This window comes from Lentzea sp. NBRC 105346 (assembly GCF_030269605.1).
GTDB lineage: Bacteria > Actinomycetota > Actinomycetes > Mycobacteriales > Pseudonocardiaceae > Lentzea.
In genome coordinates, this window is the sequence record NZ_BSTQ01000008.1 from 105,105 (window position 1) to 131,898 (window position 26,794).

25 protein-coding genes are annotated in these 26,794 nt (G+C 70.1%); 17 read left to right on the top strand and 8 right to left on the bottom strand.

Features of this window, described 5'->3' with window-relative positions; translation table 11 throughout:
- The first annotated feature begins 35 nt into the window (after positions 1-35).
- The 4 genes from prcA to QSK35_RS18745 all read left to right on the top strand — a co-directional run bounded on the left by prcA (position 36) and on the right by QSK35_RS18745 (position 2,789).
- Positions 36-797 carry a proteasome subunit alpha gene (gene prcA, locus QSK35_RS18730; RefSeq protein ID WP_285747814.1) on the top strand — a complete coding sequence of 254 codons (762 nt, stop codon included), beginning with the start codon at positions 36-38 and terminating at the stop codon, positions 795-797.
- 170 nt (positions 798-967) lie between these two features.
- Positions 968-1,351 carry an FAD-dependent oxidoreductase gene (locus QSK35_RS18735; RefSeq protein ID WP_285747816.1) on the top strand — a complete coding sequence of 128 codons (384 nt, stop codon included), beginning with the start codon at positions 968-970 and terminating at the stop codon, positions 1,349-1,351.
- Entirely contained in the window at positions 1,339-2,022 is a 684-nt protein-coding gene (locus QSK35_RS18740) for an FAD-dependent oxidoreductase (protein ID WP_285747818.1), read from the top strand. The genes QSK35_RS18735 and QSK35_RS18740 overlap by 13 nt, the downstream gene beginning before the upstream one ends.
- Complete coding sequence (locus tag QSK35_RS18745; RefSeq protein ID WP_285747820.1) at positions 2,019-2,789, top strand: bestrophin-like domain; 771 nt, start codon at positions 2,019-2,021, stop codon at positions 2,787-2,789. Before QSK35_RS18740 ends, QSK35_RS18745 begins: the two co-directional genes overlap by 4 nt.
- A gap of 96 nt (positions 2,790-2,885) precedes the next feature.
- Here the strand turns inward: QSK35_RS18745 and QSK35_RS18750 are convergent, their stop codons facing one another.
- Genes QSK35_RS18750 through QSK35_RS18765 form a run of 4 tightly spaced genes read right to left on the bottom strand, consistent with a single transcriptional unit; the run spans position 2,886 to position 7,460 of the window.
- Positions 2,886-5,552: an FtsX-like permease family protein gene (locus QSK35_RS18750; RefSeq protein ID WP_285747822.1), complete on the bottom strand. Its 2,667-nt coding sequence runs from the start codon at positions 5,550-5,552 to the stop codon at positions 2,886-2,888.
- On the bottom strand, positions 5,549-6,256 hold the full coding sequence (locus QSK35_RS18755) for an ABC transporter ATP-binding protein (protein ID WP_285747824.1): 708 nt from the start codon (positions 6,254-6,256) through the stop codon (positions 5,549-5,551). Before QSK35_RS18755 ends, QSK35_RS18750 begins: the two co-directional genes overlap by 4 nt.
- Entirely contained in the window at positions 6,253-6,804 is a 552-nt protein-coding gene (locus QSK35_RS18760) for a PadR family transcriptional regulator (RefSeq protein WP_285747826.1), read from the bottom strand. The genes QSK35_RS18755 and QSK35_RS18760 overlap by 4 nt, the downstream gene beginning before the upstream one ends.
- 26 nt (positions 6,805-6,830) lie before the next feature.
- Positions 6,831-7,460 carry a maleylpyruvate isomerase family mycothiol-dependent enzyme gene (locus tag QSK35_RS18765; RefSeq protein WP_285747828.1) on the bottom strand — a complete coding sequence of 210 codons (630 nt, stop codon included), beginning with the start codon at positions 7,458-7,460 and terminating at the stop codon, positions 6,831-6,833.
- Positions 7,461-7,535: 75 nt separating this feature from the next.
- Between QSK35_RS18765 and QSK35_RS18770 the strand changes: the two genes are divergently transcribed.
- The 3 genes from QSK35_RS18770 (at position 7,536) to QSK35_RS18780 (ending at position 11,047) form a co-directional block, all read left to right on the top strand.
- The gene (locus tag QSK35_RS18770) at positions 7,536-7,970 is read left to right on the top strand and encodes a MarR family winged helix-turn-helix transcriptional regulator (protein ID WP_285747830.1); all 435 of its coding nucleotides are present in this window, start codon (positions 7,536-7,538) and stop codon (positions 7,968-7,970) included.
- 9 nt (positions 7,971-7,979) lie between these two features.
- Positions 7,980-8,846 carry a hypothetical protein gene (locus QSK35_RS18775; RefSeq protein ID WP_285747832.1) on the top strand — a complete coding sequence of 289 codons (867 nt, stop codon included), beginning with the start codon at positions 7,980-7,982 and terminating at the stop codon, positions 8,844-8,846.
- Between the two features lie 524 nt (positions 8,847-9,370).
- Positions 9,371-11,047, top strand: a complete 1,677-nt coding sequence (locus QSK35_RS18780; RefSeq protein ID WP_285747834.1) for a PfkB family carbohydrate kinase — start codon at positions 9,371-9,373, stop codon at positions 11,045-11,047.
- Here the strand turns inward: QSK35_RS18780 and QSK35_RS18785 are convergent.
- The 4 genes from QSK35_RS18785 to QSK35_RS18800 form a co-directional block, all read right to left on the bottom strand.
- On the bottom strand, positions 11,033-12,547 hold the full coding sequence (locus QSK35_RS18785; RefSeq protein ID WP_285747836.1) for a glycerol-3-phosphate dehydrogenase/oxidase: 1,515 nt from the start codon (positions 12,545-12,547) through the stop codon (positions 11,033-11,035). The two genes, QSK35_RS18780 and QSK35_RS18785, sit on opposite strands and share 15 nt — an antisense overlap.
- Before the next feature lie 75 nt (positions 12,548-12,622).
- The gene (locus tag QSK35_RS18790; protein WP_285747838.1) at positions 12,623-13,522 is read right to left on the bottom strand and encodes a bifunctional helix-turn-helix transcriptional regulator/GNAT family N-acetyltransferase; all 900 of its coding nucleotides are present in this window, start codon (positions 13,520-13,522) and stop codon (positions 12,623-12,625) included.
- A 16-nt stretch (positions 13,523-13,538) separates the two neighbouring features.
- The gene (locus QSK35_RS18795) at positions 13,539-14,345 is read right to left on the bottom strand and encodes an alpha/beta fold hydrolase (RefSeq protein ID WP_285747840.1); all 807 of its coding nucleotides are present in this window, start codon (positions 14,343-14,345) and stop codon (positions 13,539-13,541) included.
- A complete protein-coding gene (locus QSK35_RS18800; protein WP_285748281.1) occupies positions 14,342-15,727 on the bottom strand; it encodes a bifunctional phosphatase PAP2/diacylglycerol kinase family protein in 1,386 nt (461 codons plus the stop codon). Before QSK35_RS18800 ends, QSK35_RS18795 begins: the two co-directional genes overlap by 4 nt.
- Positions 15,728-15,840: 113 nt before the next feature.
- Between QSK35_RS18800 and pafA the strand changes: the two genes are divergently transcribed.
- The 10 genes from pafA to QSK35_RS18850 all read left to right on the top strand — a co-directional run bounded on the left by pafA (position 15,841) and on the right by QSK35_RS18850 (position 26,731).
- Entirely contained in the window at positions 15,841-17,199 is a 1,359-nt protein-coding gene (pafA, locus tag QSK35_RS18805; RefSeq protein ID WP_285747842.1) for a Pup--protein ligase, read from the top strand.
- A gap of 453 nt (positions 17,200-17,652) precedes the next feature.
- Positions 17,653-18,684, top strand: coding sequence for a beta propeller repeat protein (locus QSK35_RS18810; protein WP_285747844.1), 1,032 nt, complete (start codon positions 17,653-17,655; stop codon positions 18,682-18,684).
- A gap of 9 nt (positions 18,685-18,693) precedes the next feature.
- Positions 18,694-19,545, top strand: coding sequence for an alpha/beta fold hydrolase (locus QSK35_RS18815; protein ID WP_285747847.1), 852 nt, complete (start codon positions 18,694-18,696; stop codon positions 19,543-19,545).
- A 48-nt stretch (positions 19,546-19,593) separates the two neighbouring features.
- Entirely contained in the window at positions 19,594-20,559 is a 966-nt protein-coding gene (locus QSK35_RS18820) for a helix-turn-helix transcriptional regulator (RefSeq protein ID WP_285747848.1), read from the top strand.
- The gene (locus QSK35_RS18825; protein WP_285747851.1) at positions 20,546-21,517 is read left to right on the top strand and encodes a helix-turn-helix transcriptional regulator; all 972 of its coding nucleotides are present in this window, start codon (positions 20,546-20,548) and stop codon (positions 21,515-21,517) included. Before QSK35_RS18820 ends, QSK35_RS18825 begins: the two co-directional genes overlap by 14 nt.
- 18 nt (positions 21,518-21,535) lie before the next feature.
- Positions 21,536-21,799, top strand: a complete 264-nt coding sequence (locus QSK35_RS18830; RefSeq protein ID WP_285747853.1) for a bacteriophage holin — start codon at positions 21,536-21,538, stop codon at positions 21,797-21,799.
- Entirely contained in the window at positions 21,792-22,079 is a 288-nt protein-coding gene (gene tatA / locus QSK35_RS18835) for a Sec-independent protein translocase subunit TatA (protein ID WP_285747855.1), read from the top strand. The genes QSK35_RS18830 and tatA overlap by 8 nt, the downstream gene beginning before the upstream one ends.
- Positions 22,080-22,192: 113 nt before the next feature.
- Positions 22,193-23,068 (top strand): twin-arginine translocase subunit TatC, encoded by an 876-nt coding sequence (gene tatC / locus QSK35_RS18840; protein WP_285748283.1) that lies wholly within the window; start codon positions 22,193-22,195, stop codon positions 23,066-23,068.
- Complete coding sequence (locus QSK35_RS18845) at positions 23,065-23,934, top strand: diacylglycerol/lipid kinase family protein (protein WP_285747857.1); 870 nt, start codon at positions 23,065-23,067, stop codon at positions 23,932-23,934. Before tatC ends, QSK35_RS18845 begins: the two co-directional genes overlap by 4 nt.
- Before the next feature lie 55 nt (positions 23,935-23,989).
- Positions 23,990-26,731 (top strand): DEAD/DEAH box helicase, encoded by a 2,742-nt coding sequence (locus QSK35_RS18850; protein WP_285747860.1) that lies wholly within the window; start codon positions 23,990-23,992, stop codon positions 26,729-26,731.
- The last annotated feature ends 63 nt before the right edge of the window (positions 26,732-26,794 follow it).

A 26,794-nucleotide genomic window follows, 5' to 3' on the forward strand; every position in this document is an offset into this window, starting at 1 on the left:
GTTCCCCATCAGGTTCGACGTCAGGAGCACTACCAGTGACGATGCCGATCTACGCCTCGGCTGAGCAGGTGATGCGCGACCGCTCGGAGTACGCCCGCAAGGGCATCGCGAGGGGTCGTAGCGTCATCGTGCTCAAGTACGCCGACGGCGTGCTGTTCGTTGCGGAGAACCCCTCCAGCACGCTGCACAAGGTCTCGGAGATCTACGACCGCATCGGGTTCGCCGCGGTCGGCCGGTACAGCGAGTTCGAGAACCTCCGGCAGGCGGGCATCCGGTTCGCCGACGTCCGCGGCTACCAGAACGACCCGCGCGACGTCACGTCCCGGTCCTTGGCGAACGTCTACGCCACCACCCTGGGCACCTACTTCACCGAGCAGATCAAGCCCTTCGAGGTGGAGATCTGCGTGGCCGAGGTCGGGCGTTCACCCGAGCACGACACGATGTACCGGCTCACCTACGACGGTTCCATCGTCGACGAGCCGCAGTACATCGTGATGGGTGGTCAGACCGACGCCGCCAACTCGGCCCTGAAGGACGCCTACCTGGAGGGCATGGCGTTGGGCGACGCCGTGTCCGTGGCCGTGAAGGCGTTGTCAGTCGGGTCGCCTTCCACGGGCAATGGCGGGCCGGAGATCCTGCCCCTCAACAAGCTGGAGATCGCGGTCCTCGAACGCGACCGGCCGCGGCGCGCGTTCCGCCGCATCACCGGCGCCACCCTCAGTGCCCTGCTGCCGAAGTCCGCCGCGGGCAAGGCGGTCGTCGACGTGGACCTCCCCGAGGGCGAGTCCGAGTCCTGACCCTGTTTCTTCACCCATAAGGGGCGCCGGCAGTCAGCTGCCGGCGCCCCTTTCGGTATCTGCGCCAACTTCCGCGATACCACCGTTTCGGGTTACGCCTCTCCAGGTGGTCGCAGATACATCATTTAGACGATCGACACTAGTCCGTTTGGACGCAAAGCTTTTCGCTCATGACTGACATGGGCATTGGCCGCCGATCCTTTCTCGCCGGGGCCGGGCCGGCCGCCGCGGTTCCCGGAACCGCGCTGGCGGCGGCACCCGCCCGCGACGAGGCCCGCCGGCAGACCTGCCTCGGCCTCGCGAAGGACCTGTTGCCGGTCGGCCCGAAGGGCGAGGACCTGAAGCTCGAGTACCTGCGGATCCTGACCGACGACGGGCTGCCGAAGGCGCCCGAGCCGAAGAAGGTGGTCATCGTGGGCGCGGGGACCACCGGGCTGGTGACCGGCCTGTTGCCGAAGCAGGCCGGTCACCACGTCACGATCACCGAGGCCAACGAACCGTTCCGCGACCAAATCCCTACGCGGCGGCCGGGGCGATGCTGGTGGACGAGCTGAAGCGCCGGCTGTTCGACAACGTCGACATCAAGCGCGGCACCGGCCCGGTGAGGTCTGGCGGCGCGGCGCGGAGGCCACCACACCCGAGCATGCGGCGCCAGACGGGGTTGAACCTCAACCGCACGTTCGGTGTGCAACGGGACCGCACGGCGGCGCAGTTGCTCGACACAGCTCTCGACCCGGTGCGCGGCTACTCCACGGTCAACGCGAAGGGCGAGCGCGTCGACAAGCCCGCGCCGCAGTGGGTCGAGGGCTGCGCCAGCAGGATGATCCGGCTCGAGCACGGTTCCCAGGCAAAGATCGAGACCATCGCCGAGACCGATGGCAACGACGCCACCGCGGGCGCGTCCGACGAGGAAACGGAGTCGTTCACGGCGGACGTGGCGATCGTGACGAATCCCTTCTCCGCGTTGCGGCACGGTCTCGACGACGACGAGCGGTACGCGTACGCGTTGCGCGGCATGCAGGCAATGTCCGGCAAGCGCAACCGGTACGTGATCGGCGAGGCCGCGGTGTTCGCCCCCTGCCAGTTCACCGAACTGCACCCGCACATCCCCAGCCCGGTCGGGCGCGTGCATTTCGCGGGCGAGCACACGTCGTTGAAGCACTCCTGGATCGAGGGCTCGCCGGAGTCCGCCGTCCGCGCCGCACTGGAGGTGAACGCGTCATGACGGTGATGGACATGATCATCATCCTGGGGGCGGGCCTGGGCGCGGTGGTGGTCGGCTTGGTGCTGCACCGGGTTCCGGCCACCTGGCGGCCGGACTCGGAGAGCCCGACCGCCAAGGTCCTCGTCGACCTGAACAAGACGCTCTTCGCGTTCGTCATGGCACTCTCGATCGTGTCCGCGTGGGGCAGCCTGAAGGACGCGCAGGGCGGCTCCATCCGCGAGGCGAACGCGCTCGCGGACGTGTACTGGGTCGCCAGCGTGCTGCCCGACCCCGAGCGGTCGCGGTTCCAGCAGCTCGTCCGGGACTACACCAAGACCGTGGTCGAGGTGGAGTGGCCCGCGATGGCGGAGCGGCAGACCTCACCGGAGGCGGCCCGGTTGCTCGACACGTTGCGCCACGAGGTGAACCGGTACACCACCACCGGCGCGGACGAGGTGAAACGACGGGACACCCTCACCGCGGTGCGGGAGGCGATGGAGGAGCGGCGCGAACGCGTCCTGCGGCTGGACGAGGGCATCCCGGACTTCCTGTGGGTGGGCCTGTTGTTGTCCGCGGCGCTGATCCTCATCATGCCCGCGTTCCAGGGCGGGACGTTCGGCCTCAGCTGGGCGATGAACGCGTTCCTGCTCGGAGTGCTCGTGGCCGCTCCGATGACGCTCGTCGCCGAGCTGAACCACCCGTTCAGCGGGATCAGCGTCACCCCGGACGCGTTCGTGAAACTACTCGGGCGCTTCGACCAGATCACTTCGATCAAGACGGCGTCGTGACCGGGTACCAGCGGGATCAGCGTCACCCCCGACGGCTTCGTCAACCTGATCGCCCGCTTCGACCAGATCGCCGCGCCCACGACCGGGCCGTGATCGTCATTCGCGGCGTTCGATGGGCAGCCGGGAGCGGGTGAGCAGGCCCGCTCCCAGCATCGCCACCAGCGGTACGACGACCAGGGCCACCGCGACGTTCACCCACGGCACCGTGATCGGGTAGAGCGTCGGCGACGGCCACTGGTCGGCGAACCGCTGGTTCAGCGCCGTGAGCACGGCGACTGACGTTCCCAGCCCGGCGACGGTCCCCAGCACGGACCCGAGACCGGCGATCACCCCGGACTGACTCAGCGACAACAGCCGCCGCAACGAAGGCGAGGCGCCGACAGCGGCCAGGGTCGTCAGATCGGAACGACCGTCCGCCGCGGCGAGTCCGGTCGCCAGAGCCGCGGCGCCGAGGGTGATCACGGCGGCGACGATGGCGAGGATGGTCAGCATGCGCTGTACCTCGGAGGCCACCGCGCGCTGGATGCGGAGTTCGTAGTCGGCCCCGACCACGGCCTGCGCACGATCCTGCTCGTCCACGGTCGGCTCGCGGGTCGTGGTGGCGTACAAGGTGAAGGGCGTGGAGCCGAAGCCCAGACCGCGAGCGGTCTCCTGCGTGATCAACGCCATCGGCGCCTTGGTGCCGTGCGGCAGGACGAAACCGGGTCCGGTCACGGTGTGCCGTTGCGCCCCGGCCTTCGCCAGGCCGTACGCGATGGTGGCCACGCCGCGTTCGTCGAGGTACTTGGCGGAGTCGACGACGATCTTGCCCTCCCGCAGCGCGGTGGTGACCGCGGCGACGTCGGAGTCGGGCAGGTCCGCGACCGACCGGGCCGCCGCCGGGTCGATCACGAGCAGCACGCCCGCGAAGGAGCCGAGCGCGTTGAAGTACGTGTACACCTGGCCCACGCCGTCGCACCGGGAGTCGGCCTTCGCGGCCCGTTGCTCCTCCGCCGTCGGCTCGTGTCCGAGAATGTCGAACAGGTAGGGGCATTCCCGGCCGGCGGGTGGGACGGCGTGCGCGAAGCACGGGCCGTCGTCGCACGACAGCAGGCGGATCTCGTGGGCCTCCTTGATGGGCAGGGTGCCGCGGAGCGCGGCGACCACCGAGTCCGGAATGGACTCACCGACCTTCGGGGCCGACTCGTTGATCGCGTAGACGGCGACGTCACCGTTGTGGCCCGCCGACTCGCTCGCGTCGCGGGCGACGCCGGAGTTGATGACCAGGCCGACCGCGAGGCTGCTGATCACGACGGCCATCACCGCGGAGATGGCCGGTGCCGCGGCGGTGCGGTTGCGGGACGTGTCGCGCAGCGCGATCCGCACCGGGACCGGAAGCAGGCGGCCCAGGCGGGCGACCAGCCCGACCAGCGACGGCGTGATCAGCACCAGGCCGAGTTCGCCGATCGCCAGGCCGCCCAGGATGATCGTGAGCTCCACCTGCCACGCGCCGACGACCGCGACGCCCGCGCCGAGCGCGATCAGCACCAGGCCCGCGACCAGCCAGCGGCGGCGGGACCGGGTGATGCCGCGGCGGCCGGCCAGCGCCGTCACGACGTCCTGGCGCGCCGAGATCCACGCGGGTACCAGTGCCGCCAGCACGCCGGTGACCACGGCGAGCACCGCCAGCACCACCAGTGCCTGTGGGTAGAGCCGCAACGCCCCCGAGCGGGTTTCCAGGAAGCGTTCGATCAGCGGGACGCCAAGCACGGCGGTCACGACGCCGATCACCACACCGGCGACCGCCGCCACGCCACCGAACACGACGCCGTCGGCGAGCACGATCCGCCGGATGTGGGCGGGGGTGCCGCCACTGGCGGAGACGAGCGCGAGGTCGCGCCGGCGCCGGCGGGCACCGACCGCCAGTGCCGGCCCGGCGAGCAGCACGATCTCCAGTACGGCCAGGCCGCCGATCAACGCCAGCACACCCGCTTGGATCTGGCTGCCGTCGTGAATCTGGGGGTAGCGCTCGCTCATGGGCGGCGGGTTCGCGATCACCTGACGTGACAGCGCGCCGATGCCGTGCTGGTTGAGCTCCTTGACCTGAGCCCAGGTCAGGGGAGACGTGGCGAGCCAGCCCAGGCCGCCGCGTTCGGGGGTGAGCGCGCCCGGCCGCAGGACCACCGTGGTGTTGCCGGTCTTGTCGGGTTCTTCGACAATGCCGACGATCTTGTACGTCTTACCGCCCGTGGTGCGGATCGTGCCGCCAATGCCGGCACCCGTTCGGCTGACCGCCTTCTGGGTCAGCGCGACCTCGTCGTCCGAGGCCGGCGCACGCCCGGACACCTGGCGCAGAATGCCGCGCGCCAACGGGTTCTCGTAGTCCAGCAGCCGGGCGCGGACGCCGGCCGTGCCGTTCAGCGTGTGGATGTCGAGGGCCGTGATGTGGTTGGCGACCAACCGGGTTCCCGGCGGCAGCAACGCCTTCAGACGATCCTCGGTCGGCTCGGCCTGCTGCTCGGCGTTGCCGACGGGCATGGTGAACGCCCGGTCCGGTTCCTGGATGACCGCGCCGTTGTACGCCCAGGTGATCGCGGCCTCGGCCGTGCCCATCAGCCGTTCAGAGCGTTCCTGCGGCGTCAGGGTGAACGTGTCGTATCCGACCGCCGCGAACGACAGGCCCGCGACCGGCAGCGCGATCATCGCGATCACCAGTGCCGCGCGGCCCTTGGCGCGGCGCGCCTCCCGCCACGCGATGCGCAGCGCTGTTCGCCAGCCGCTCATGGCGCGTGCAGCAGTTCTTCGGGCTGGTCCAGCGGACCAGACGTGTCGATCACAATGCCGTCCCGCAGGAAGATCACCCGGTCCGCCCACGCCGCGTGCCGCGCGTCGTGCGTGACGAGCACGCCAGCCGCACCGGCGTCCACTTTGGACCGCAGCAGGCGCAGGACCGCTTCGCCGGTCTGGGAGTCCAGCGCGCCGGTCGGTTCGTCGGCGAGGACGAGCCGGCGTTCGCCGATCAACGCCCGCGCGATCGCGACGCGTTGCTGCTGACCGCCGGACATCTCGTCCGGGAAGCGGTCGCCATAGCCGTCGAGGTCGACCTCGTGCAGCGCGTCGAGCGCCTGCGTTCGACTATGCCGAACGCCGTCCAGATCGAGTGGCAGTGCCACGTTCTCCGCGGCGGTGAGGCTGGGCAACAGGTTGAGATCCTGGAACACATAGCCGATGCGCCGTCTGCGCAACGCTGCGAGCGCCTTGCGGTTGCACTCGCCGAGCACGGTGCCATCGACGACGACCTCGCCCCGTGTGGGACTGTCCAGGCCGCCCGCGAGGTTGAGCAGAGTCGACTTGCCGGATCCGGACGGGCCCATCACCGCGACGAGCTCGTGAGGGTGAACAACAAGCGTGATACCGCGTAACGCGTGCACGACCGTCTCACCGGAGCCGTGGGTCCGATGCACGTCGCGTAACTCGAGGACCGTCATCTCGGCACCTCGATCTCGGTGTCCGTGACGACGGGCTCGGGTGCTTCGTAGCGCGCGAGGCTGGCCTCGCAGTGGTCGAGCCACCGCACCTCGGCCTCCGCCTGGAAGATCATGTTGTCGAGGACGAGCAACCAGGGCAGGTCGTCCGCCTTGGTCTTCAACCGGGTGTATTCCTGCAGCGTGCGGACCGCCGCGGTGCGCTGCGTCTGCACGACGGCCCGAACGTCCACCCCCGGAGTGGTCATCGCGAGCGCCAGCTTGATCGCGAGCTCGTCGCGGGGACGGTCCGCGCGGCTGACGGGCGAGGAGAACCACTTGGCGAGCTCGGCGTGCCCCTGTTCGGTGATCTCGTACGGCCGCTGACCGGTGTCGTTCTCGGGCAACGGCCGTACGAGATCGTCGCGTTCCAGCCGCGACAGCGTTGTGTAGACCTGCCCGATGTTCAACGGCCACGTGCCGCCGGTGGACGCCTCGAAGGCGGCCCGCAGCTGGTAGCCGTACATGGGACCGCGTTCGAGAAGCGCCAGGAGACCATGTTTGACCGACATAGATACCGAGTATGCATACCCGGTATCTATGTGGCAAGCAGTGCCGGCACTCCGTCTCCGGTGAGCTGGGGGACGGTCGCGGTGCGGCCGGTCAGGAGCACGAGCAACGCGCCGATCGGGCCGCGAACCTCGGCGCCCTCGCCGACGCTCCAGTCGACGTCGGTCGCGACCAGGCGCATGCCGCGCAGCCGCTTCTGGGTGTGGAACGGGAAACCCATCTGCCACATGTGATCCGCGGCGACGACCGCCGGTTCGAGCGGGATCGGGCGCTGCCTGCCGAGCGGCAGGGCGACGTCCTGGCCGTGCACGATGATGTCCATCAGGCAGTCCTTGAGCTTCTGGCCCGGCGCCAGGCGGTGGTAGCCGACGGCCTGTCTGAGCATGGCGATCATGTCCTCGGTCGAGGTCCGTCGCGCGGCGTCGATGGACAGGTCGCGCACCATGCGGTTGAAGCTGCCTCTGGCCTTGACGAACCCCTTGAGCACCTCGCCGACCGAGGCGTACGGCGCGTACGACACGTGGGCGGCGACGTCGCGGACCGTCCAGGCGTCGCACAGGGATGGATACGTCCACTCGATGTCCGACAGCGACTCGAGCATGTCCGCGAAGCTCGCCCGCTGTTCGTCGATGACCTGCCAGATCTCTTCGCGATCCATGGTTCACCCCTCGGCGGATTTGGTACGATTCTCTGACTACTTTAATCAGAGACTCTGACTATCTCAAGGGGTGTCGTGGCCGAGGAGCTCAACGTGGGGCTGTTGATGTTCATCGCCCATCGCGCGATGGAGAACCGGGTCTTCGCGGCCGTCGCCAATGCCGGGTACGGCGACGTGACGATCGCGCAGGCGCGGCTGATGGCGCGGATCAGCTCGACCGGCTCGCGGCTGACGACGCTCGCCGAATCGGCTCAGGTGACCAAACAGACCGCGGGTTTCCTCGTCGACCAGCTGGAGCGGGCCGGCTATGTCGAACGGGTGCCGGATCCGGCCGACGGCCGCGCACGCCTGGTGCTGCTCACAGACAAGGCCAAGGAGGTCCTGCCGCTCGCCAACGGCGAGGCGGCGGCCGTCGAGGCCGAGTGGGAGAAGCACATCGGCAAGCGGCGGATGGCGCAGCTGCGGGAGACACTGACCATGCTGCGCGAGATCACCGATCCGTACCTGTAGGAGGGTGGCGTGCGCATCGTCCCGATCGACTTCCGGCCCGTCGCGCCGCACACCGCGGCGGTCTACCGCGTGGTGGACGGCGAACAGTCGTGGTTCGTGAAGATCCTGCAGTCACCCGAGCACTGGTCGATGCTCATGGGAATGCCGTCCGACATTGTCGAACGGCTGGTCGCCGAGTTCCCGTGGCGCGCGGAGGCGGACTTCCTGCTGTCCGGCTTCGAGCTACCGCCGGGCATGCGCAGGCCGCGCGTCCACCGGATCGACGAGCTCGGCCCCGGCCGGGTCGCGATGTGGCTGGAGTACGTCGAGTGCGCGGACGTCGGCTGGGATCTGCCCCGGTTCACGCGGGCGGCCCGCCTGCTCGGCCGGTGGGCGGGCAGGCGGTTCGGCGGCGAGCCGGGTGGCGCGCTGCGGTTCCTCGTCGACGGACTGATCGCCAACCACGAGTTCGACCATCCCGGTCTGTCCGACATTGTCGAACGGATACCGGAACTGCTCGACCGGCTGGACGCGCTGCCCCAGGCGTGTGGCCACAGTGACGCGTGCCCGCAGAACCTGTTGGTGCCGAAGGAGGATCCGGACACGTTCGTCGTGATCGACGTGACGTGGCAGGTGCCGGCGGCGGTCGGGTTCGACCTCGGCCAGCTGCTCATCGGGCTGGCGCACGACGGCACGCTGCCGGTCGCGGACTTGCCGCCGATCCGTGAGGCGATCATCGACGCGTACGTGTGCGGCCTGGCGGAGGAGGGCAGGCGCGTCGCGCGGGAGGACGTGGCGTTCGGGTGCGACGTGTCGATGCTGATCCGCAGTGGGTTCCACTCGGGGCCGGAGCTGACCGACTACGTCCTGGGACTGGTGCCGGTGCTGGGTGATTAGGTTTCTTCGGACTGTGGCAGCGGCGTCTGACGGGACGGTGCGGGTGGCGGATCTGTTGGTGTGTCGATGCTGGTCCGTAGCGGTTTCCGTTCGGCGGCGGAGTTGACTGACTTCGTCTTTGGGACTGGTGCCGGTGCTGGGCGATTGGTTTCTCCGGACTGTGGCAGCGGCGTCTGACGGGACGGTGCGGGTCGCGGGTCTGTTGGTGTGTCGAGGCTGATCCGTAGCGGTTTCCGCTCGGGGCTGGAGTTGACGGACTTCGTCCTGGGATTGGTATCGGCGCTGGGCGATTGGTTTCTCCGGACTGCGACAGCGGCGTCTGACGGGACGGTGCGGGTGGCGGATCTGTTGGTGTGTCGATGTTGATCCGTAGCGGTTTCCGCTCGGAGGCGGAATTGACCGACTTCATCCTGGGACTGGTCCCCGCGCTGGGCGATTAGTTTCCCCGAAATGCGACAAACCGCGCCCGACGGGACGTCAAGGTGGGTGTGCACGTACCCGTGTGGCGTGGAAAGGGGGGCGACATGACTTGGTGCGAGCCGATGCACCGGGCGTTGGTGGTGGTCGACGTGGAGAAGTTCGGTGATCCACGGCGGACCAACACCCACCAGCTGGTCGTGCGCGAGGCCATGTACCGCGCGCTCGAGGAGGCGTTCACCGAGGCGGGCGTTTCCTGGGCCGACTGCCGGTGCGAGGACCGCGGCGACGGCGCGCTGATCCTGGTGCCGCCGGACGTGCCGAAGTCCCGGCTCGCCGAACGCCTGCCCGGCCGCCTCGAAGTGGCGCTGCGCAGGCACAACGCCGGCTGCTCGCCCGAGACGGCCATCCGGCTGCGGATCGCGCTGCACGCCGGCGAAGTTCACCACGACCCGCACGGCGTCGTGGGCGAGACGGTCAACTTCGGGTTCCGGCTGCTCGACGCCCCGATCCTGCGCGCGGTGCTGAACGCGACCAAGGACGTGTGCGCGCTGATCGTCTCCGAGTGGTTCTACCGCGAGGTCGTGCGGCACGACCCGGCGATGCTGCCCGGCAGCTACCGTCAGGTTTCGGTGCTGGTGAAGGAAACCGACACCACCGCATGGGTGCGGGTTCCGGAGGCGCTGGGCGCGATGTTCTTCGAGAACGTCGACGTCGCGGGCGAACTGCACCTGCGCCTGGGCGCCACGTGGAAGCGTCCTTTCGACGTGCTGACGGTGACCGCGCACAACATGGACCACATCCACCAGGTCGACCTGATCGCGCCGGACCACGAGTCCGCCGCCGAGGCCCCGATGCGTCACCCCGGCGGTTCCGGGGCGAACACCGTCTCCGCACTCGGACTGCTCGGGTTGCGGGTCGCCGCCACGGGCGCGGTCGCCGACGACACCGACGGCCGCCTGCTCGAACAGGCGCTGCGCGCGGCCGGCGTGGACACGTCGATGATGCTGGTCGTGCCGCACGCGCGCAGCGGCCGGACGCAGATCTTCGCCGACCCCGAAGGCCGCTGCCTCAGTTACGTGCACCCCGGCGTCAACGGACTCTTCGCCCAGGAGCTCACCGCGCGCGGGCAGTACGGCTCGCTGGTCGAGTCGGTGACGCAGGCGCGGCTGCTGCACCTGACGTCGTTCACCGGGGCGCTCGAACGCCAGCTGCAGGAGGACATGGTCGGCGCGCTGGACGCGGACACCGTCCTGTCCCTCACGCCGGGGTCGATCTACGCGCGGCTCGGCGCCGACCGGCTCGGCCGGATCCTTGGGCGCACCAACCTGTTGTTCCTCTTCGAACAGCACCTCGACCAGCTGCTGGCCCACTCCTCGGCCGCGAAGCACGCGCGGCCAGACGCGCCGCTGACCGACAAGCTGGAGACGCTGTTCGCGTGGAAGGACCGCCGCGGCTACACCGAACCCCTTGTGGTGGTGGTGAAACGGCCTGAGGGCTACCTCGGGCTCGGGTGCGGGCGCCGCGCGCTCGACGAGTTCGTCCGCGCCGACGACTGCCATTCGCGCGGGCAGCGCCTCGACCGCACCGGGGTGGGTGACGCGCTGGCCGCGGGACTCATGCTGGGGCTGTTCTACCAGCGTCCGTTGAACGAGTGCGCGGACATCGCCTTCGCGATGGCGATCGCGGAGTCCGCCGCGTACGGGGCCAGGACGCACCTGCCGACGCTGGCCGATCTGCGTGGCAGGTGGTCCTGGCTGGAGCTGCCGTCAGGACGCCAGTAGTTCGCTGGTGCGGGCGCGGACCGACTCGGTGTCGAGTCCGCGCACGGTGACGGTGGTGCGGCGGCGCAGCACATCGTCCACTTCGGACGCCCACTCGTTGCGCCGCGCGTGCACGACCTGCGCCCAGATGTCCGGGCCGTCGGGGTGCACGCGTTCGAGCAGTGCGGGGTTCTCCAGGCCCAGCGCCACCACCTCGTGTGAAGTGGTGCCGTAGTGCGTGGCGAGGTGCTTGACCACGTCGTCGGGCAGCGCGTCCCACGCCGTGCCGAGCACCGCGCCGATCGACTCCGGCGTGGCGGCACCCGGCAGGGCGACGCCGTCCAGCGGACCCGTGGACGCGCGGCCGAGCTCGGCGTTGACGCGCGCCAGCACGGTGGCGCCGATCTTGCGGAACGTCGTCCACTTGCCGCCCGCGACGCTGATCATTCCGCCGGACCCGGCGGTGATCACGGTCTCCCGCTTGGCGTGCGAGGTGTCACCGGGGCCGCCGGGCAGCACCCGCAGACCCGCGAACGTGTAGGCCAGGTCCGCCCGCGACAGGCCGGTGACCGCGGTGCCCGCCTCGTCCAGGATCTGGTCGACGTCGGCGTCGGTGGCCGACACGGCGGCGGGGTCGCCGATGTACTCCTCGTCGGTGGTGCCGAGCAGCAGCTGGCCCTCCCACGGGATCGCGAACGACACCCGCACGTCGTCCACCGGGATGGTCAGCGCGGCCTGCCACGGCGCCTTGGTACGCATCACGAGGTGCGCGCCCTTGGACAGCCGGATGCTCGGGTCCGCGGCGGGGTTCTCCATGCGGCGCAACACATCCAGCCACGGGCCGGTCGCGTTTACGACCACGCGAGCGTCCACACCGAACTCACCGGCGGCGTCGCGCAGGTCGACACCCGTGACGCGCGAACCCGTCTTGCGCAGGCCCACCACGGAAATGTGGTTCAGCAGCACCGCGCCCGCCTCGGCGGCGGCGCGCGCGGCGGTGATCGCCACGCGGCTGTCGTTCATCTGGTGGTCGTAGTACATGGCGGCGCCGCGCAGGCCATCGACCTTCAGCTGCGGCACCATGTCGTACGCCCGCTTGGCGGACAGGACCTTGCCCATGCCGTCGCCGAACCCGGACAGCGCCGAGTACAGCGTCACGCCGGCGCCCAGGACGAACCGCGAGTGCGGGCCGCCCTTGTACACCGGCACCAGGAACGGCAGCGGCCGCACCAGGTGCGGCGCCAGCCGGTCGCCCAGCGCGCGGCGCTCCATGTGGTTCTCGCGCACCATGGGCACAGCGGACGGACCCATGGCCAGGTACCGCAGTCCGCCGTGCACGAGCTTGGACGACGCGGAGGACGTGGCCCCCGCGAAGTCGCCGCTCTCCACCAGTGCGACGCGCAGGCCGGACCGCGCCGCGGCCCAGGTCGTCGCGATGCCCAGGATGCCGCCGCCGATCACGACCACGTCGAAGCGGCCTTGCTGCAGTGCTTCCCTCGACAGCGCCCTCTGGTCGTTCATCATCGTCCCTCGTCGATTCAATCGAGACTCATGCGTTCCCTATTGTCCTCAACGGTGCGGGCGAGGGTTTCGATCTCAGTCGCCGATGAGATGAAGCTCCCAGTTCTGGCCGACGACGGGCAGGCCGAAGCGGTGTTGCGGGGTCTCGTCGACCAGCTGGAACCCGGCGCGTTCGTAGATCCGCCGCGCGTTGTCGAGACCCTTGACCGTCCAGAGCACCATGCGCTCGTAGCCCGCCTCTCGCGCGAACCGCAGGCACTCGTCGACCAGCCGGGTGCCGACACCCAGCCCGCGGGCTGACGGCTCGACCAGCAACAGTCGTAGCTTCGCCGTCCGGTCGTCGCCGGCGACACAGAAGATCGACCCGACGGGTTCGCCGCCGACCTCGGCGATCCACCCGGCCTCGCGCTCGCCGGGGCGGAAGTCCGCGACGACCTGGGCGACGAGCTGCTCGAACGTGACGTCGTAGCCGAACTCCTCGGCGTAGCGGGCGCCGTGCCGGTGCACGAGCCAGCCGAGGTCGCCCGGCCGCAACCCGCGCAGCACGATCTCGCGGTCACCGGGGCGCAGCACGCGCTCGATCGTGTGCATGGCGGCGACCAGGCGTTCGCGGTCCGCGGTGGACAGGGGCGCCAGCAGGCCGCTGATCTCCTCGCTCGACCGCCGGTCCAGCTCGGCGAACTCGGCCTGGCCCGCCTCGGTCAGCTCGACGAGCTGCTTGCGGGCGTCGGACGGCGACACTGAGCGGGCGACCAGGCCGGCGCGCTCGAAGCGGGTGAGCATCCGGCTCAGATATCCGGCGTCGAGCCCGAGGTCGCGGCGCAGCGCCACCACCTCCGCCGCCGGGGTGTGCGCGAGCTCGTAGAGCACCCGGACCTCGGTCAACGAGTACGGCGAGTCGAGGTAGCCGCGGTCGAGCACCCCGATCACGCCGGTGTAGAAGCGGTTGAACGCACGGACCTCGGTCACGGTCATCGCGGCACTCCTTTGACTAAGTCAAAGATAACGCCTCGAGCACCCGCTCGGGAACCTCCAGGGCCGGCCAATGTCCGGCGTCGGGCCACACCGTCACCGAGGTCTCGGGGCGCAGGGCACCCAGCCGCAGGGCCATGGCGGACACCGCGATCGGGTCCCGAGCGCCCCACAGCACGTCGAGCCGCCCGGCGAACGACACCAGCGCGCTGGTCCACTTGAGCTGGTGACGCCGTCGTTCGTGGACGTACCGGATCTGCTGCGGCAGCAGGCGATCGCCGCGCTGCCGCCGGATGAGCGACTCCATGGCGCGCAGGTCCACAGCGGACGGCTGCCGGGTGAACGTCGCGCGCAGACTCGCCCGCAGCACCGGGCCGGGCACGGGGAACGGCAGGCGCCGGTCGGGCAGCGCGAGCAGCAGTTTCTGGCCGCGGCTCAGGTGCACCAGGTCGGAGAAGATCGACCCGTTCGTCAGCACGACCCGATCGGCGGGGAACGACCGGTGCAGCAGCTCGGCGATCACCGTGTCGCCGATGTCGTGGCCGACCAGCGTGCACGCCCCGACCCCGAGCTCCTTCACCACCGACTCGACCAGGTCCGCCTGCCTGGTCAACGTCACCGGCAGCTTGTCCGACAGCCCGAACCCGAGCAGGTCGAACGCGATCACCCGGCGGTCCGGCGGCAGCACGTGCCGCCAGTCGTACGACGATCCCGGGAACCCGTGCACGAACACGATCGGCGCACCGGTGCCCCGGTCCACCACGAAGATCCGGTGCCCGTCGACCGTCAGGTACCGGCCGCCGGCCTCCCACTGGGTCAGGTTCACGGCCGGTAGATCCCGAGCGCGGCCGGACGGGAACGGAACACGAAGTGGTCGCCGGGCGCGCCGACCTCGCCGTCGGTGGCGATCGCGACGCGGCCGTCGAGCACCCGGACGTCCAGCGACCGCACCTCCGTGTGCTTGTAGGTGCGGGACTGTTCGAGCGACCCGAGCAGCGCGCCGAGGAAGAAGCGCAGCCGGGAGAACCGCCGGTCGGCGCGGATGTACCGCACGTCGAGCAGACCGTCGTTCAGGCGCGGCCGCATCGTCGGGGCGAAGCCCTTCGGCCGATACGGGCCGTTGCCGACGAACAGCATCCACACGAGGTGCTTCTCGCCGTTGATCTCCATGTGCAACGGCCGCGACGTGCGCAGCACTCTCGCGAGAGCGATCCCGGCCGCGGGCCACTTGCCCCACCGCTGCGCCAGCTTCTCGCGCAGCCGCACCATGTCCGGGTAGCCGCCGAGCGACGCGGTGTTGACGAACCACCGGTCGTTCACCGTGGCGAGGTCCACCCGCACGCCGAAGCCCTCCGCGACCGCTACCGCGGTGTCGTGCAGCCCGGTGATGCCGACGTCGCGGGCGAAGTGGTTGAGCGTCCCGGCCGGGATCAGCACCAGCGGGAGGTCGCGCTCGGCGGCGATGGCCGCGACCGCGGCGACCGTCCCGTCCCCGCCGGACACCCCCAGTGCCTTGGCGTGGGCCAGCACCTCCTCGTTCGGCAATGCCGAAAGCTGGTCGATCATGACGATCCGCGCCCGCGGCCACTCGGCGGCGATCGCCTCGGTCGGCTCGTCCCAGCCGAGCCCCGAGCTAGGGTTGACCACGACGACCAGCCCCTCGCCGTCGACCAGCGGCGTGAGGTCGGCGTGCTCGTACGCCGACGCGGGCTCGTGCACACCGAGCGGCCACCATCGCCTGGTCAGCAGCGCGGCGCTCACCCCAACGGCGGTACCGGCGGCGACGTCTGACGGCCAGTGCACGCCCGTGTGCACACGCGAGTACGCGACCGCCGCGGCGATGGGCGCGATCACCGCGGCCGTTTTCGGGGACTCCATGGCGACCGCGGTGGTGAACGCGGCGGCCGACGCGGAGTGGCCGGACGGGAAGGACGACGAGGTCGGTCGTTTGGACAGCCTTCGCGGCACGGGCAGCAGCTCGGCGGCCGGCCTGCGCCGCGGGAAGAGCGTCTTGCCGACCAGATTCGCGCTGGTCGAAGCACCCGAGATGGCGACGACCCCGCGAAGCGCGGCGCGCCGGGCGGGACCTTTCCTGATCGCCAGCAGCGCGGCGATGCAGAACCACAGCACGCTGTGGTTCGCGGCCCTGGTCAACCGCTTGAAACCAAGATCAGCCCAGGTGGGACGCAGCGCCGCGCTGCGTCGCATGAGTTCCTTGTCCAGCCTGCTCACGCGCCTCCACACACCAGGCAAGTTACCCAAACGGCGCGCCGCCCGAACGGATCACTGTTGAGGAGCGGAAAGTCGCCTACTGTTGAGGGATGCAGCGGCGGATCTTCGGCATTGAGACAGAGTTCGGGGTGACGTGCACCTTCCACGGGCAGCGTCGGCTGTCCCCGGACGAGGTCGCGCGTTACCTGTTCCGCCGGGTCGTGTCGTGGGGGCGTTCGTCGAACGTCTTCCTGCGCAACGGTTCTCGGCTCTACCTGGACGTCGGCTCGCACCCGGAGTACGCCACGGCCGAGTGCGACGACCTGGCCCAGCTCGTCACCCACGACAAGGCGGGGGAGCGGATCCTCGAGGACCTGCTGGTCGACGCCGAGCGCAGGCTGGCCGACGAGGGCATCGGCGGCGACATATTCCTGTTCAAGAACAACACCGACTCCGCGGGCAACTCGTACGGGTGCCACGAGAACTACCTGGTGGCGCGCGCCGGTGAGTTCTCCCGCATCGCGGACGTGCTGCTGCCGTTCCTCGTGACGCGCCAGCTCATCTGCGGCGCGGGCAAGGTGCTGCAGACCCCGCGCGGCGCGGTGTACTGCCTCTCGCAGCGCGCCGAGCACATCTGGGAGGGCGTGTCGTCGGCGACGACCCGGTCCCGCCCGATCATCAACACGCGCGACGAGCCTCATGCGGACGCCGAGCGCTATCGGCGCCTGCACGTCATCGTCGGCGACTCGAACATGTCCGAGGTGACGACGCTGCTGAAGGTCGGCAGCGCGAACCTCGTGCTGGAGATGATCGAGCAGGGCGTCCAGTTCCGGGACTTCTCGCTGGACAACCCGATCCGCGCGATCCGCGAGATCAGCCACGACCTGACCGGCCGCCGCACCGTCCGCCTGGCCGGCGGCAAGGAGGCCTCGGCGCTCGACATCCAGCGCGAGTACTACGAACGCGCCGTCGAGCACACGGCCAAGCGCTCCCCGGACCCGATGGCGCAGCGCGTCATCGAGCTGTGGGGCCGCACCCTGGACTCCGTCGAGTCGCAGGACCTGTCGAAGATCGACCGCGAGATCGACTGGGCCATCAAGCACCGGCTGATGGAGCGCTACCAGGCCAAGCACGACATGGACCTGTCCAACCCGCGCATCGCGCAGCTGGACCTGGCGTACCACGACATCCGGCGCGGCCGCGGCATCTTCGACCTGCTGCAGCGCAAGGGCCAGGTGGAGCGGGTGACCGACGACGGCGAGATCGAGGCCGCCAAGGACACGCCGCCGCAGACCACGCGCGCCAAGCTGCGCGGTGACTTCATCGCCGCGGCCCAGGCCGCCGGGCGTGACTTCACCGTCGACTGGGTGCACCTCAAGCTGAACGACCAGGCGCAGCGGACCGTGCTGTGCAAGGACCCGTTCCGGGCGGTCGACGAGCGCGTCGAACGGCTCATCTCCTCGCTCTGACTCATTGCTATGGGGGGAGCTTTCCCAGCCGTCAGCGCTGGGAAAGCTCCCCCCATAGCAATCACCAGTGCGCGTCCGGCGCCAGCGGCTCTCGCGGAATCCACGACGGCGCGCCGCCCTCGGAGTTCACGCCTTTCTCGACGAACGCGATGTTGTGGTAGACGTGCGCGCTCACGTGGCCGCCGTCGTCGATGACGATGTCGAACGGCCTTCGCCTGCCCAGGTCGTGGAGGAGCTGCCGGCGTTGCTGAACGGCTGATCGGAGGGGGCGCGGGCGGGCTCGGAGTGGCAGGTGGGCTGGACGACCCTCGTCTGGACCGCGCCCGCTACGCGGCTTGCGTTCGACGATGCCGAACGGCCTTAGCCTGCCCAGGTCGTGGAGGAGCTGTCCGCGCTGTTGAACCGCTGATCGACGGGTCCCACCGGCAAGATCGGAGTGGCAGAGTGCCGCGCATGAGGATCATCGCGGCACTCTGTTCGTTCGTCTTGGGTTCGCTAGTCCTGCTCCTCCCTGGGGTCGCACAAGCCGACGCGCCCTTCTGGGAGCTGAAGCCCACCGGTACCGACGCCCGCCTGCGCGGCCTGTCGGCCGTCAACAGCCAGGTCGCCTGGGTCAGCGGCAGCAAGGGCACCGTGCTCAGAACAACCGACGGCGGCCGGTCGTGGCAGTCCGTCGCCCCGCCCGACACCCAGACACTCGACTTCCGCGACATCGAGGCGTTCGACCGCGACACGGCGGTGGCGCTGTCGATCGGCGAGGGCGAGGCCTCGCGCATCTACCGCACGAACGACGGCGGCCGCACGTGGCGGGAGTCGTTCCGCAACACCGACCCCAAGGCGTTCTACGACTGCGTGGCGTTCTTCGACCGCTGGCGGGGTCTCGCGCTCAGCGACCCGGTCGACGGGAAGTTCCGGGTTCTGTCCACAAAGGACGGAGGTCGGTCCTGGCAGCTCGCACCGACCGAGATGCCGGACGCTCTCGAAGGCGAGTTCGCGTTCGCGGCCAGTGGGCAGTGCATCACCACGAGCGGCAACAGCGCGTGGATCGCTACCGGCGGCGGCGCGAAGGCCCGCGTCCTGCACTCGCGCAACGGTGGGCGCACCTGGGCGGCATCTGACACCCCGCTGCCCAGCGGGGCCGCGGCGGGTGTGTTCGCGGTGGCGTTCCGGACGCCGTGGCAGGGCGTCGCGATCGGCGGCGACTACCTCAAGCCCACCGATCCCACGCCGGCGCTCGCGCTGACGCGGGACGGGAAGACCTGGAACCCCACGAAGCAGGCGCCGGTCGGGTACCGGTCCGGTGTCGCCTACCAGGGCCGGTCGCTGGTCGCCGTCGGCCCGACGGGCACGGACGTCAGCCGCGACGGTCAGCACTGGAGCAAGGCCGACGACGGCAGTTTCGACACCGTGGACTGCTCGCACACGTGCTGGGCCGCGGGCGAGAAGGGGCGGGTCGGGCGTTTGTCGCGCGGCGCACTCGGGTAGATCACCGAGGTGTTCGACGGCTTCGAGCTGCGTCGTGTCGACGTCGGTGAGGCCGTGCTGCGGGTGAGGACCGGTGGTGTCGGGCCGCCGGTCCTCCTGCTGCACGGGCACCCGCGCACGCACACGACGTGGCACCGCGTGGCACCGCTGCTGGCGCGGACGCACACGGTCGTCTGCCCGGACCTGCGCGGCTACGGCGAGTCCAGCAAGCCCGGTGACTACTCGAAGCGCGCGATGGCCCGCGACCTCGTGCGGCTGATGAGCAGGTACGACTCGTTCGACATTGTCGGACACGATCGCGGTGGTTACGTCGCGACGCGGCTCGCGTTCGACCATCCCGAACGGGTTTCGAAGCTCATCGCGCTGGACGTGGTCCCGATCGGTGCCGCGCTGCAACGCTGCGACGCGACCTTCGCCAGCCGCTGGTGGCACTGGTTCTTCCTGGCGCAGCAGGACACCGCCGCACGCGTGATCAGCGCCGACCCGGACACCTGGTACCGCGCGAAGTACGCCGACAAGGCCGATCGGATGGGCGAGGAGAACTGGGCGGACTTCCAGAAAGCCATCCACGACCCCGAGACCGTGCGCGCGATGTGCGGCGACTACCGGGCCGGGCTGGAGATCGACGGACCGCTGGACCTGGCCGATCACGCCGCGGGCAAGAAGATCGAGTGCCCGGTGCTGGTGTTGTGGGCGTCGCGGGACGACCTCGGCGACCTCTACGGCGACGTGCTCGCGGTGTGGCGCGAATGGGCGGCCGACGTACGCGGCCGGAGCATCGACTGCGGGCACCACATCGCCGAGGAGGCACCCGAGGAACTCGTCGAGGCCATCGAGAACTTCGGGTCAACGGCCCGTTGACGACGAGTCCTCGCGTGAGTGAACGACGATCGGCGTTAGGGTCTGTGCGTGGCAATCGCACGCGCCGAGAGACTCGTCAACCTGGTGTTGTGCCTGCTGTCGACCCGCCAGTTCCTGACAGCCGAGCGCATCCGCGCCATCGTCCCGGGCTACGCCGACGCACCGACGGACGAGGCGTTCTTCCGCATGTTCGAACGCGACAAGTCCGAACTGCGCGACCTCGGCGTGCCGCTGGAGACCGGCAAGGGCGTCGACGGGACCTTCTCCGATGGGTACCGGATCGCGCGGCGCGACTACGAGCTGGGCGACATCGACCTCGAACCCGATGAAGCCGCTGCCGTGGCGCTGGCCGCGCGGCTGTGGGACTCGCCGCAGCTCACCGGCGCCGTGCACGGGGCGTTGATCAAGCTGCGGGCCGCGGGCGTGGACGTCGACGACGCCGCGCCCGCGGTCGTGGAGCCCAAGGTGCGCACGAGCGAGCCCGCGTTCCCGCCGCTGCTCGCGGCGGTGCAGAAGGCGCAGGCGGTGCGGTTCGACTACCGGCCGCCGCCGCCCGCGCAGCCCAAGACGCGGACCGTCGAACCGTGGGGTGTCGTCGCGTGGCGCGGGCGGTGGTACCTCGTCGGGCACGACCGGGACCGGGACGCGCCGCGCTGCTTCCGGCTGTCGCGCGTCGCCGGGGCCGTCCAGACCGTCGGCAAGGCCGGTGAGGTGCAGGTGCCCGAGGGGCTCGACCTGCTGAGCTTCGTGGCCCGCACGGAGGTCGCGCCGACGCCGAGCGCACCCGCGAAGCTGTGGGTGGCCAAGGACCGGGCGCACGGGTTGCGCAGGCACGCGACGATCGTCGACCGCCGGGACGACGGCGACGTCATCGAACTCGATCTCAAGTTCCCGGACAGCGCCGCCAAGTGGATCGCCGGCTTCGGGCCGGACGTCGTGGTGCTCGAACCGGAACTGCTCGCCAAGTCCGTCCGGGAACGACTGCTGGGGGTGCTCGAGAGTGAACGCCGCTAACGACCGGCTGCCGCGGTTGCTCGCGCTCGTGCCGTACCTGCTCAACCGGCCGGACATCGACGTCGCCGAGGCCGCCGCGGACTTCGGCATCACGCCGAAGCAGCTGCGCAAGGACCTCGAGCTGCTGTGGATGTGCGGCCTGCCCGGCTACGGGCCCGGCGACCTGATCGACATCACCTTCGAGGGCGACCGGATCACGGTCAGCTTCGACGCGGGCCTGGAGCGGCCGCTGCGGCTCACCGCGGCCGAGGCGGCCAGCCTGCTCGTCGCGTTGCGCGCGCTCGCCGAGACGCCCGGCGTCGTCGACACCGACGCCGTGCAGCGGGCGCTCGCGAAGATCGAGAAGGCCGTGGGCGACGCGCAGCCCGCCGGGCTCGCCGTGGGGCTGGGCCTGCGGGAACGCGCGGAGACCACGCAGATCCGCGACACCGTCTCGCACGCCGTCAAGCACGAGCGCGCGCTGCGGATCAGGTACTACTCGCAGGCCCACGACCAGATCAGCGACCGCGTGGTCGACCCGATGCGGCTGCTGCTCGTAGAGGGGCGCGGGTACCTCGAGGCCTGGTGCCGGTCGGCGCTGGGCGTGCGGCTGTTCCGCGTCGACCGGATCGACGAGGTGACCGAGCTGGACGAGCCGTCGGCGCCGCCACCGCACGCCGAACCGACCGATACATCGGAGGGGTTGTTCCAGCCGGAGGATGGCCAGCGGCTCGCCATCCTGACCCTGGAGCCCGACGCGCACTGGGTGGCCGAGTACTACCCGGTCGACCTGGTCACCGAGCTCGGCGACGGCCGCACGCGGGTGCTGATGCGGTACGCGGACACGTCGTGGATGGTCCGGCTGCTGCTCGGCCTCGGCGGTGAAGTGCACGTCGAGCAGCCGGAGGAGCTCGCGGCGCAGGTCAGGAGCCGCGCGGAAGAAGCATTGAGGCGGGCGGATCATCTTTTGTCCACCTAGGCCGTATACGGTTATGACGTGCCGTACACGCCGACACTGGTGCTGGTCGGGCTCGGACTGGTCGTGCTGGTTGCGATCATGGCCCGAGTCATCCGATCCTTGCGCCGATTCACCAGCACACGCACTCTGGTGAGTGACAGGGTCGGCGACGGCGTTGGTCTGCTCAAGGCGCGGTCCGCGGCGCTGAAGGTGGCCTTCGCCGAACGGCGTCCGGATCAGGCCCGCGAGGGCGGACCCCGCGTACGATCGATGCGGGGGAGACAGGAGGATCACCGTGCCTAACCTCGGACCCACCGAGCTGATCATCATCGCTGTGGTGATCATCCTGCTGTTCGGTGCGAAGAAGCTGCCCGACATGGCGCGTTCGCTCGGCCGGTCGGCCAAGATCTTCAAGGCCGAGACCAAGGGCCTGCGCGACCCCGACGCGTCGGACGAGCCCGCCCAGCAGCAGCCGGTTCAGCAGCAGCCCCAGCAGCTTCCGCCGGCCCAGCCGCAGGTTCAGCAGCAGCCGCAGGTCGCGCCGCCGATCGAGCAGACGCAGCAGAACAAGGCCAACAGCTGACCGTCTTCGGTTACTGACCTGTAAGGACGGTTAGCGAGGTGGCAAGTCCGTTCCGGTGGTTCGCCGAACGCCGGGAACGCGGCAAGCGCCGTCGGGGCAACCCCGACGGCACCATGTCGCTCAAGGAACACCTGTACGAGCTGCGTCATCGGCTCGGTGTCGCGTTGTTGTGGGTCGCCCTGGGGGCGGTGCTCGGGTTCCTCTGGTTCATGTTCAAGATCGGTCCGATCCCGTCGCTCGGGAAGCTGATGACCGATCCGTACTGCCAGCCGGACCTCAAGCCGTTCCGCGCCGACATCGGCGGCGAGTGCAAGCTGCTGCAGACGGAGCCGTTCGAGGCCTTCATGATCCAGCTGAAGGTCGGCACGGCGGCGGGCATGGTCATGTTCAGCCCGGCCTGGCTGTACCAGCTGTGGGCGTTCATCACGCCCGGCCTGTACGCGAAGGAGCGCAGGTTCGCGCGCACCTTCGTGTTCTTCGCGGCGATCCTGTTCTGCGCGGGCGCCGTGCTCGCCTACTGGGTGGTGCCTCAGGGCCTGAAGGTGCTGATGGGCTTCGGTGGCGACCAGTTCATCACCGCGCTCACCGGTGGCAAGTACATCTCGTTCGTGCTGTCCCTGCTGGTGATCTTCGGCGTGAGCTTCGAGCTCCCGCTGCTCGTGGTGATGCTGAACCGCGCCGGGATCATCTCGTACGAGAAGCTCAACAAGTGGCGGCGCGGCCTGATCATGGGCCTGTTCGTGTTCGCCGCGATCGCCACGCCGGGCACCGACCCGATCTCGATGGTCGCGCTGGCCGTCGCACTGACGGGCCTGTTCGAGCTCGCCATCCAGATCGCGCGCGTCCACGACAAGCGCAAGGCGCGGGAACGCAAGGACGACGGCTGGGACGGCCTCTCGGACGACGAGGCGTCGCCCGAGTACATCCCGTCCGACGCCGAGGGCAATCTCCCCGGCGAGAAGCGCGTCAACTACGACGAAGCCACGTGACGCGCGCGGCACTGCTGGTCGTGCCCGCCTCCGGTAAGGGGCGGGCCGCCAAGATGGCCGGCTCCACGGCTGCCGAACTGCGTTCGGCAATGTCGAACGTCGACCTGCTCGTGGCGTCCGACGCCGAGGGCACGCTGGCCCTGGCGCGCCGGGCGGTCGAGGACGGTGTGGACCTGTTGGTCGTGCTGGGCGGCGACGGAGCCGCCCACCTCGCCATGCAGGCGTGCGCGGGGACGCCCACGGCGCTCGGCATCGTGCCCGCCGGAACGGGCAACGACCTCGCCAAGGCCTGTGGCACCACTTCGGTCGACGATGTCGTACGCGGTTCGCGCCGGACGATGGATCTCGGCCGGCTCTCGACCGGCACCTGGTTCGCGACCGTGCTGTGCGCGGGATTCGACTCGGCGGTGAACGAGCGGGCCAACGCGATGCGCTGGCCGTCCGGGCCGCGGCGCTACGACCTCGCGGCGGTGGCCGAGCTGGCCGCGTTGCGCGCGGCACCGCTGGTCATCGAGACGGAGTCCGACATTGTCGAACTGGACGCGACATTGGTGGCCGTCGGCAACACGCGGTGCTACGGCGGTGGCATCCCGGTGTGCCCGGACGCGCGGGCCGACGACGGGCTGTTCGACGTGACCGTGGTGTCCAAGGTCAGCCGGTTCACGCTGGTCAAGACGCTGCCCACGTTGCGGACCGGGCACCACACCGAGCATCCCTATGTGCGGACGTTCCGGGCTCGTTCGGTGGCGTTGTCCGGGGACAACGGGTGGGTCGGGTACGCGGACGGGGAGCGGCAGGCGGAGCTGCCGTTGTCGATGGAGACGGTTCCGGACGCTCTCACGGTGGTCTCAATGACTTCAGTGTAGAGTGAAAACAATCATCGCGGACGCACCCGCTCGCCCGATGTGAAAGCCTTGAGGGGTGTCAGGTACCTCCTCGTCCCCCGCCGAGGCTTACGCGGCCTCCCGCCGCAAGGCGGCAAGGCCCAAGCTGGCCGATTTCGGCTCAGTGATCTCCTTCGAGCTCGACCCGTTCCAGCGGCAGGCTTGTGAGGCGCTGGAGGACGGCCACGGCGTGCTCGTGTGCGCCCCGACGGGCGCGGGCAAGACCGTGGTCGGGGAGTTCGCCGTCCATCTCGCGTTGAGCGAGGGCCGGAAGTGCTTCTACACGACGCCGATCAAGGCGTTGTCGAACCAGAAGTTCTCCGACCTGGTCAACCGGTACGGCGCGGACAAGGTCGGCCTGCTGACCGGCGACACGTCGGTCAACGGCGGCGCGCCCATCGTCGTCATGACGACCGAGGTGCTGCGCAACATGCTCTACGCGGGCTCCAGCACGCTCGATGGCCTGTCGTACGTCGTCATGGACGAGGTGCACTACCTCGCGGACCGGTTCCGCGGACCGGTGTGGGAGGAGGTGATCCTGCACCTGCCCGAGCACGTGCGGGTCGTCAGCCTCTCCGCGACCGTCAGCAATGCCGAGGAGTTCGGCGAGTGGCTGGTCGAGGTGCGCGGCGACACGACCGTCGTGGTCGACGAGCACCGGCCGGTGCCGCTGTGGCAGCACATGATCGTCGGCAACCGGATGCTCGACCTGTTCGAGGGTGATGAGCAGCGCGCGCGGATCAACTCGCAGGTGCTGCGGCAGACCGAGGAGCTGACGCGGTTCCACGTGCCGTGGAGCCGCGGGCGCAAGGGCAACGGCGGGCGCCCGCCGCGCAACAGCGGCTACAAGCCACCCAGCAGGATCGACATGATCCAGCGGCTCGACCAGGCCGGGCTGCTGCCCGCGATCGTGTTCGTGTTCAGCCGCGCCGGCTGTGACGCGGCGGTCGCGCAGACCGCGCGGGCCGGGCTGCGGCTCAACACCCCGGAGGAGACCGACCAGGTCCGGGTGATCATCGACGAGAAGACCCGCGACCTGCCCGAGGCCGACCTGATGGTGCTCGGGTACTGGGAGTGGCGCGAGGCTCTGGAGCGCGGCATCGCGTCGCACCACGCGGGGCTGCTGCCGGCGTTCAAGGAGACCGTCGAGGAGCTGTTCGTCCGCGGCCTCGTGAAGGTCGTGTTCGCGACCGAGACGCTCGCGCTGGGCATCAACATGCCCGCGCGCACGGTCGTCCTCGAGAAGCTCGTCAAGTACAACGGCGAGGCGCACGTCGACCTGACGCCGGGGGAGTACACGCAGCTCACCGGCCGCGCCGGCCGCCGGGGGATCGACGTCGAGGGGCACGCGGTCGTCGTGTGGCAGCCCGGCATCGACCCCAAGCAGGTCGGCGGTCTCGCGTCGACCCGGACGTATCCGCTCAGAAGCTCGTTCCGGCCGGGCTACAACATGGCCGTCAACCTGGTGCACCAGCTCGGTGCCGCCGCCGCGCGCGAGATCCTCGAGCAGTCGTTCGCGCAGTTCCAGGCGGACCGGTCGGTCGTGGGGCTGGCGCGGCGGATCGACCGCAACCGCGAGGCGCTGCACGGGTACAGCGAGTCGATGACGTGCCACCTCGGCGACTTCGAGGAGTACGCGACGCTGCGCAGGCGGATCGCGGACCGCGAGAAGACGTTGTCCCGGCAGAACACCAACGCGCGGCGCATCGAGGCCGCCAAGTCGCTGGAGAAGCTCCGCAAGGGCGACGTGATCGCCGTTCCGTCCGGGCGCCGGACCGGGCTGGCGATCGTCATCGATCCGGGGCTGGAGCCGCTCGGCGAGGCGCGGCCGCTCGTCGTCACCGAGGACCGGTGGGCCGGCCGCCTGTCGTCGGCGGACTTCCCGGCGCCGGTCGAGGTGCTCGGGCACGTCCGGCTGCCGCGGCAGGTCGACGTGCGGTCACCCCGGTCCCGGCGCGACCTGGCGTCGACGCTGCGCAACACCGGCATCGTGGCGCCGTCGGGGCGGCGCAAGAAGACGACCCCGGACGACGACGCCGAGCTGGCGACGCTGCGCCGGGCGTTGCGCGCGCACCCGTGCCACGGCTGCGAGCAGCGCGAGGACCACGCGCGCTGGGGAGAGCGCTACCACCGGCTGCTGTCGGAGACCGAGCAGCTGGAGCGCAAGGTGTCGGCGACGACGCACTCGCTGGCACGGCAGTTCGACCGCATCCGCGCGCTGCTGCGGCAGCGCGGCTACCTGAGCGAGGACGACGCGGTCACCGAGCACGGCAAGCGGCTGACCCGGTTGTACAGCGAGTCGGACCTGCTGGCCGCGGAATGCCTGCGGCACGGCGTGTGGAAGGGCCTCGGGCCGCCCGAGCTGGCGGCCGTGGTGTCGTCGCTGGTGTACGAGGCGCGCCGCGACGGCCCGGTCGACGCGGCGCTGCCGCAGGGCGCGGTGTCGGACGCGATGACCGCGACCATCCGGCTGTGGGCGGAGATCGAGGACGACGAGCGGGCCCACAAGCTGGAGCGCACGACGCGTCAGCCGGACCCCGGTTTCGCCTGGCCGGTGTTCCGCTGGGCGCGCGGCGAGTCGTTGGAGAAGGTGCTCAGCGCGGCCGAGGCCAGCGGCGCCGAGCTCGGCGCGGGTGACTTCGTGCGGTGGTGCCGGCAGGTGATCGACCTGCTCGACCAGATCCGGGACGTGGTCGGCGGGAAGGACCCGGTGGGCGCCGCTGCGGCAAAGGCCGTAGACGCGTTGCGCCGAGGGGTCGTGGCCATGGCCACGGTATGAGAAACGTTCGGGCGTCGGAGTGGGTGGCGCCCGATCAATGTGGTTGGATCGCGCCGAACTGAT

Coding starts and splice junctions, on each gene's coding strand:
- QSK35_RS18735 (WP_285747816.1), top strand. CDS start 968: ATGACTGACATGGGCATTGGCCGCCGATCCTTTCTCGCCGGGGCCGGG.
- QSK35_RS18745 (WP_285747820.1), top strand. CDS start 2,019: ATGACGGTGATGGACATGATCATCATCCTGGGGGCGGGCCTGGGCGCG.
- QSK35_RS18750 (WP_285747822.1), bottom strand. CDS start 5,552: ATGAGCGGCTGGCGAACAGCGCTGCGCATCGCGTGGCGGGAGGCGCGC.
- QSK35_RS18755 (WP_285747824.1), bottom strand. CDS start 6,256: ATGACGGTCCTCGAGTTACGCGACGTGCATCGGACCCACGGCTCCGGT.
- QSK35_RS18760 (WP_285747826.1), bottom strand. CDS start 6,804: ATGTCGGTCAAACATGGTCTCCTGGCGCTTCTCGAACGCGGTCCCATG.
- QSK35_RS18765 (WP_285747828.1), bottom strand. CDS start 7,460: ATGGATCGCGAAGAGATCTGGCAGGTCATCGACGAACAGCGGGCGAGC.
- QSK35_RS18780 (WP_285747834.1), top strand. CDS start 9,371: ATGACTTGGTGCGAGCCGATGCACCGGGCGTTGGTGGTGGTCGACGTG.
- QSK35_RS18785 (WP_285747836.1), bottom strand. CDS start 12,547: ATGAACGACCAGAGGGCGCTGTCGAGGGAAGCACTGCAGCAAGGCCGC.
- QSK35_RS18790 (WP_285747838.1), bottom strand. CDS start 13,522: ATGACCGTGACCGAGGTCCGTGCGTTCAACCGCTTCTACACCGGCGTG.
- QSK35_RS18800 (WP_285748281.1), bottom strand. CDS start 15,727: ATGCGACGCAGCGCGGCGCTGCGTCCCACCTGGGCTGATCTTGGTTTC.
- pafA (WP_285747842.1), top strand. CDS start 15,841: ATGCAGCGGCGGATCTTCGGCATTGAGACAGAGTTCGGGGTGACGTGC.
- QSK35_RS18810 (WP_285747844.1), top strand. CDS start 17,653: ATGAGGATCATCGCGGCACTCTGTTCGTTCGTCTTGGGTTCGCTAGTC.
- tatC (WP_285748283.1), top strand. CDS start 22,193: ATGTCGCTCAAGGAACACCTGTACGAGCTGCGTCATCGGCTCGGTGTC.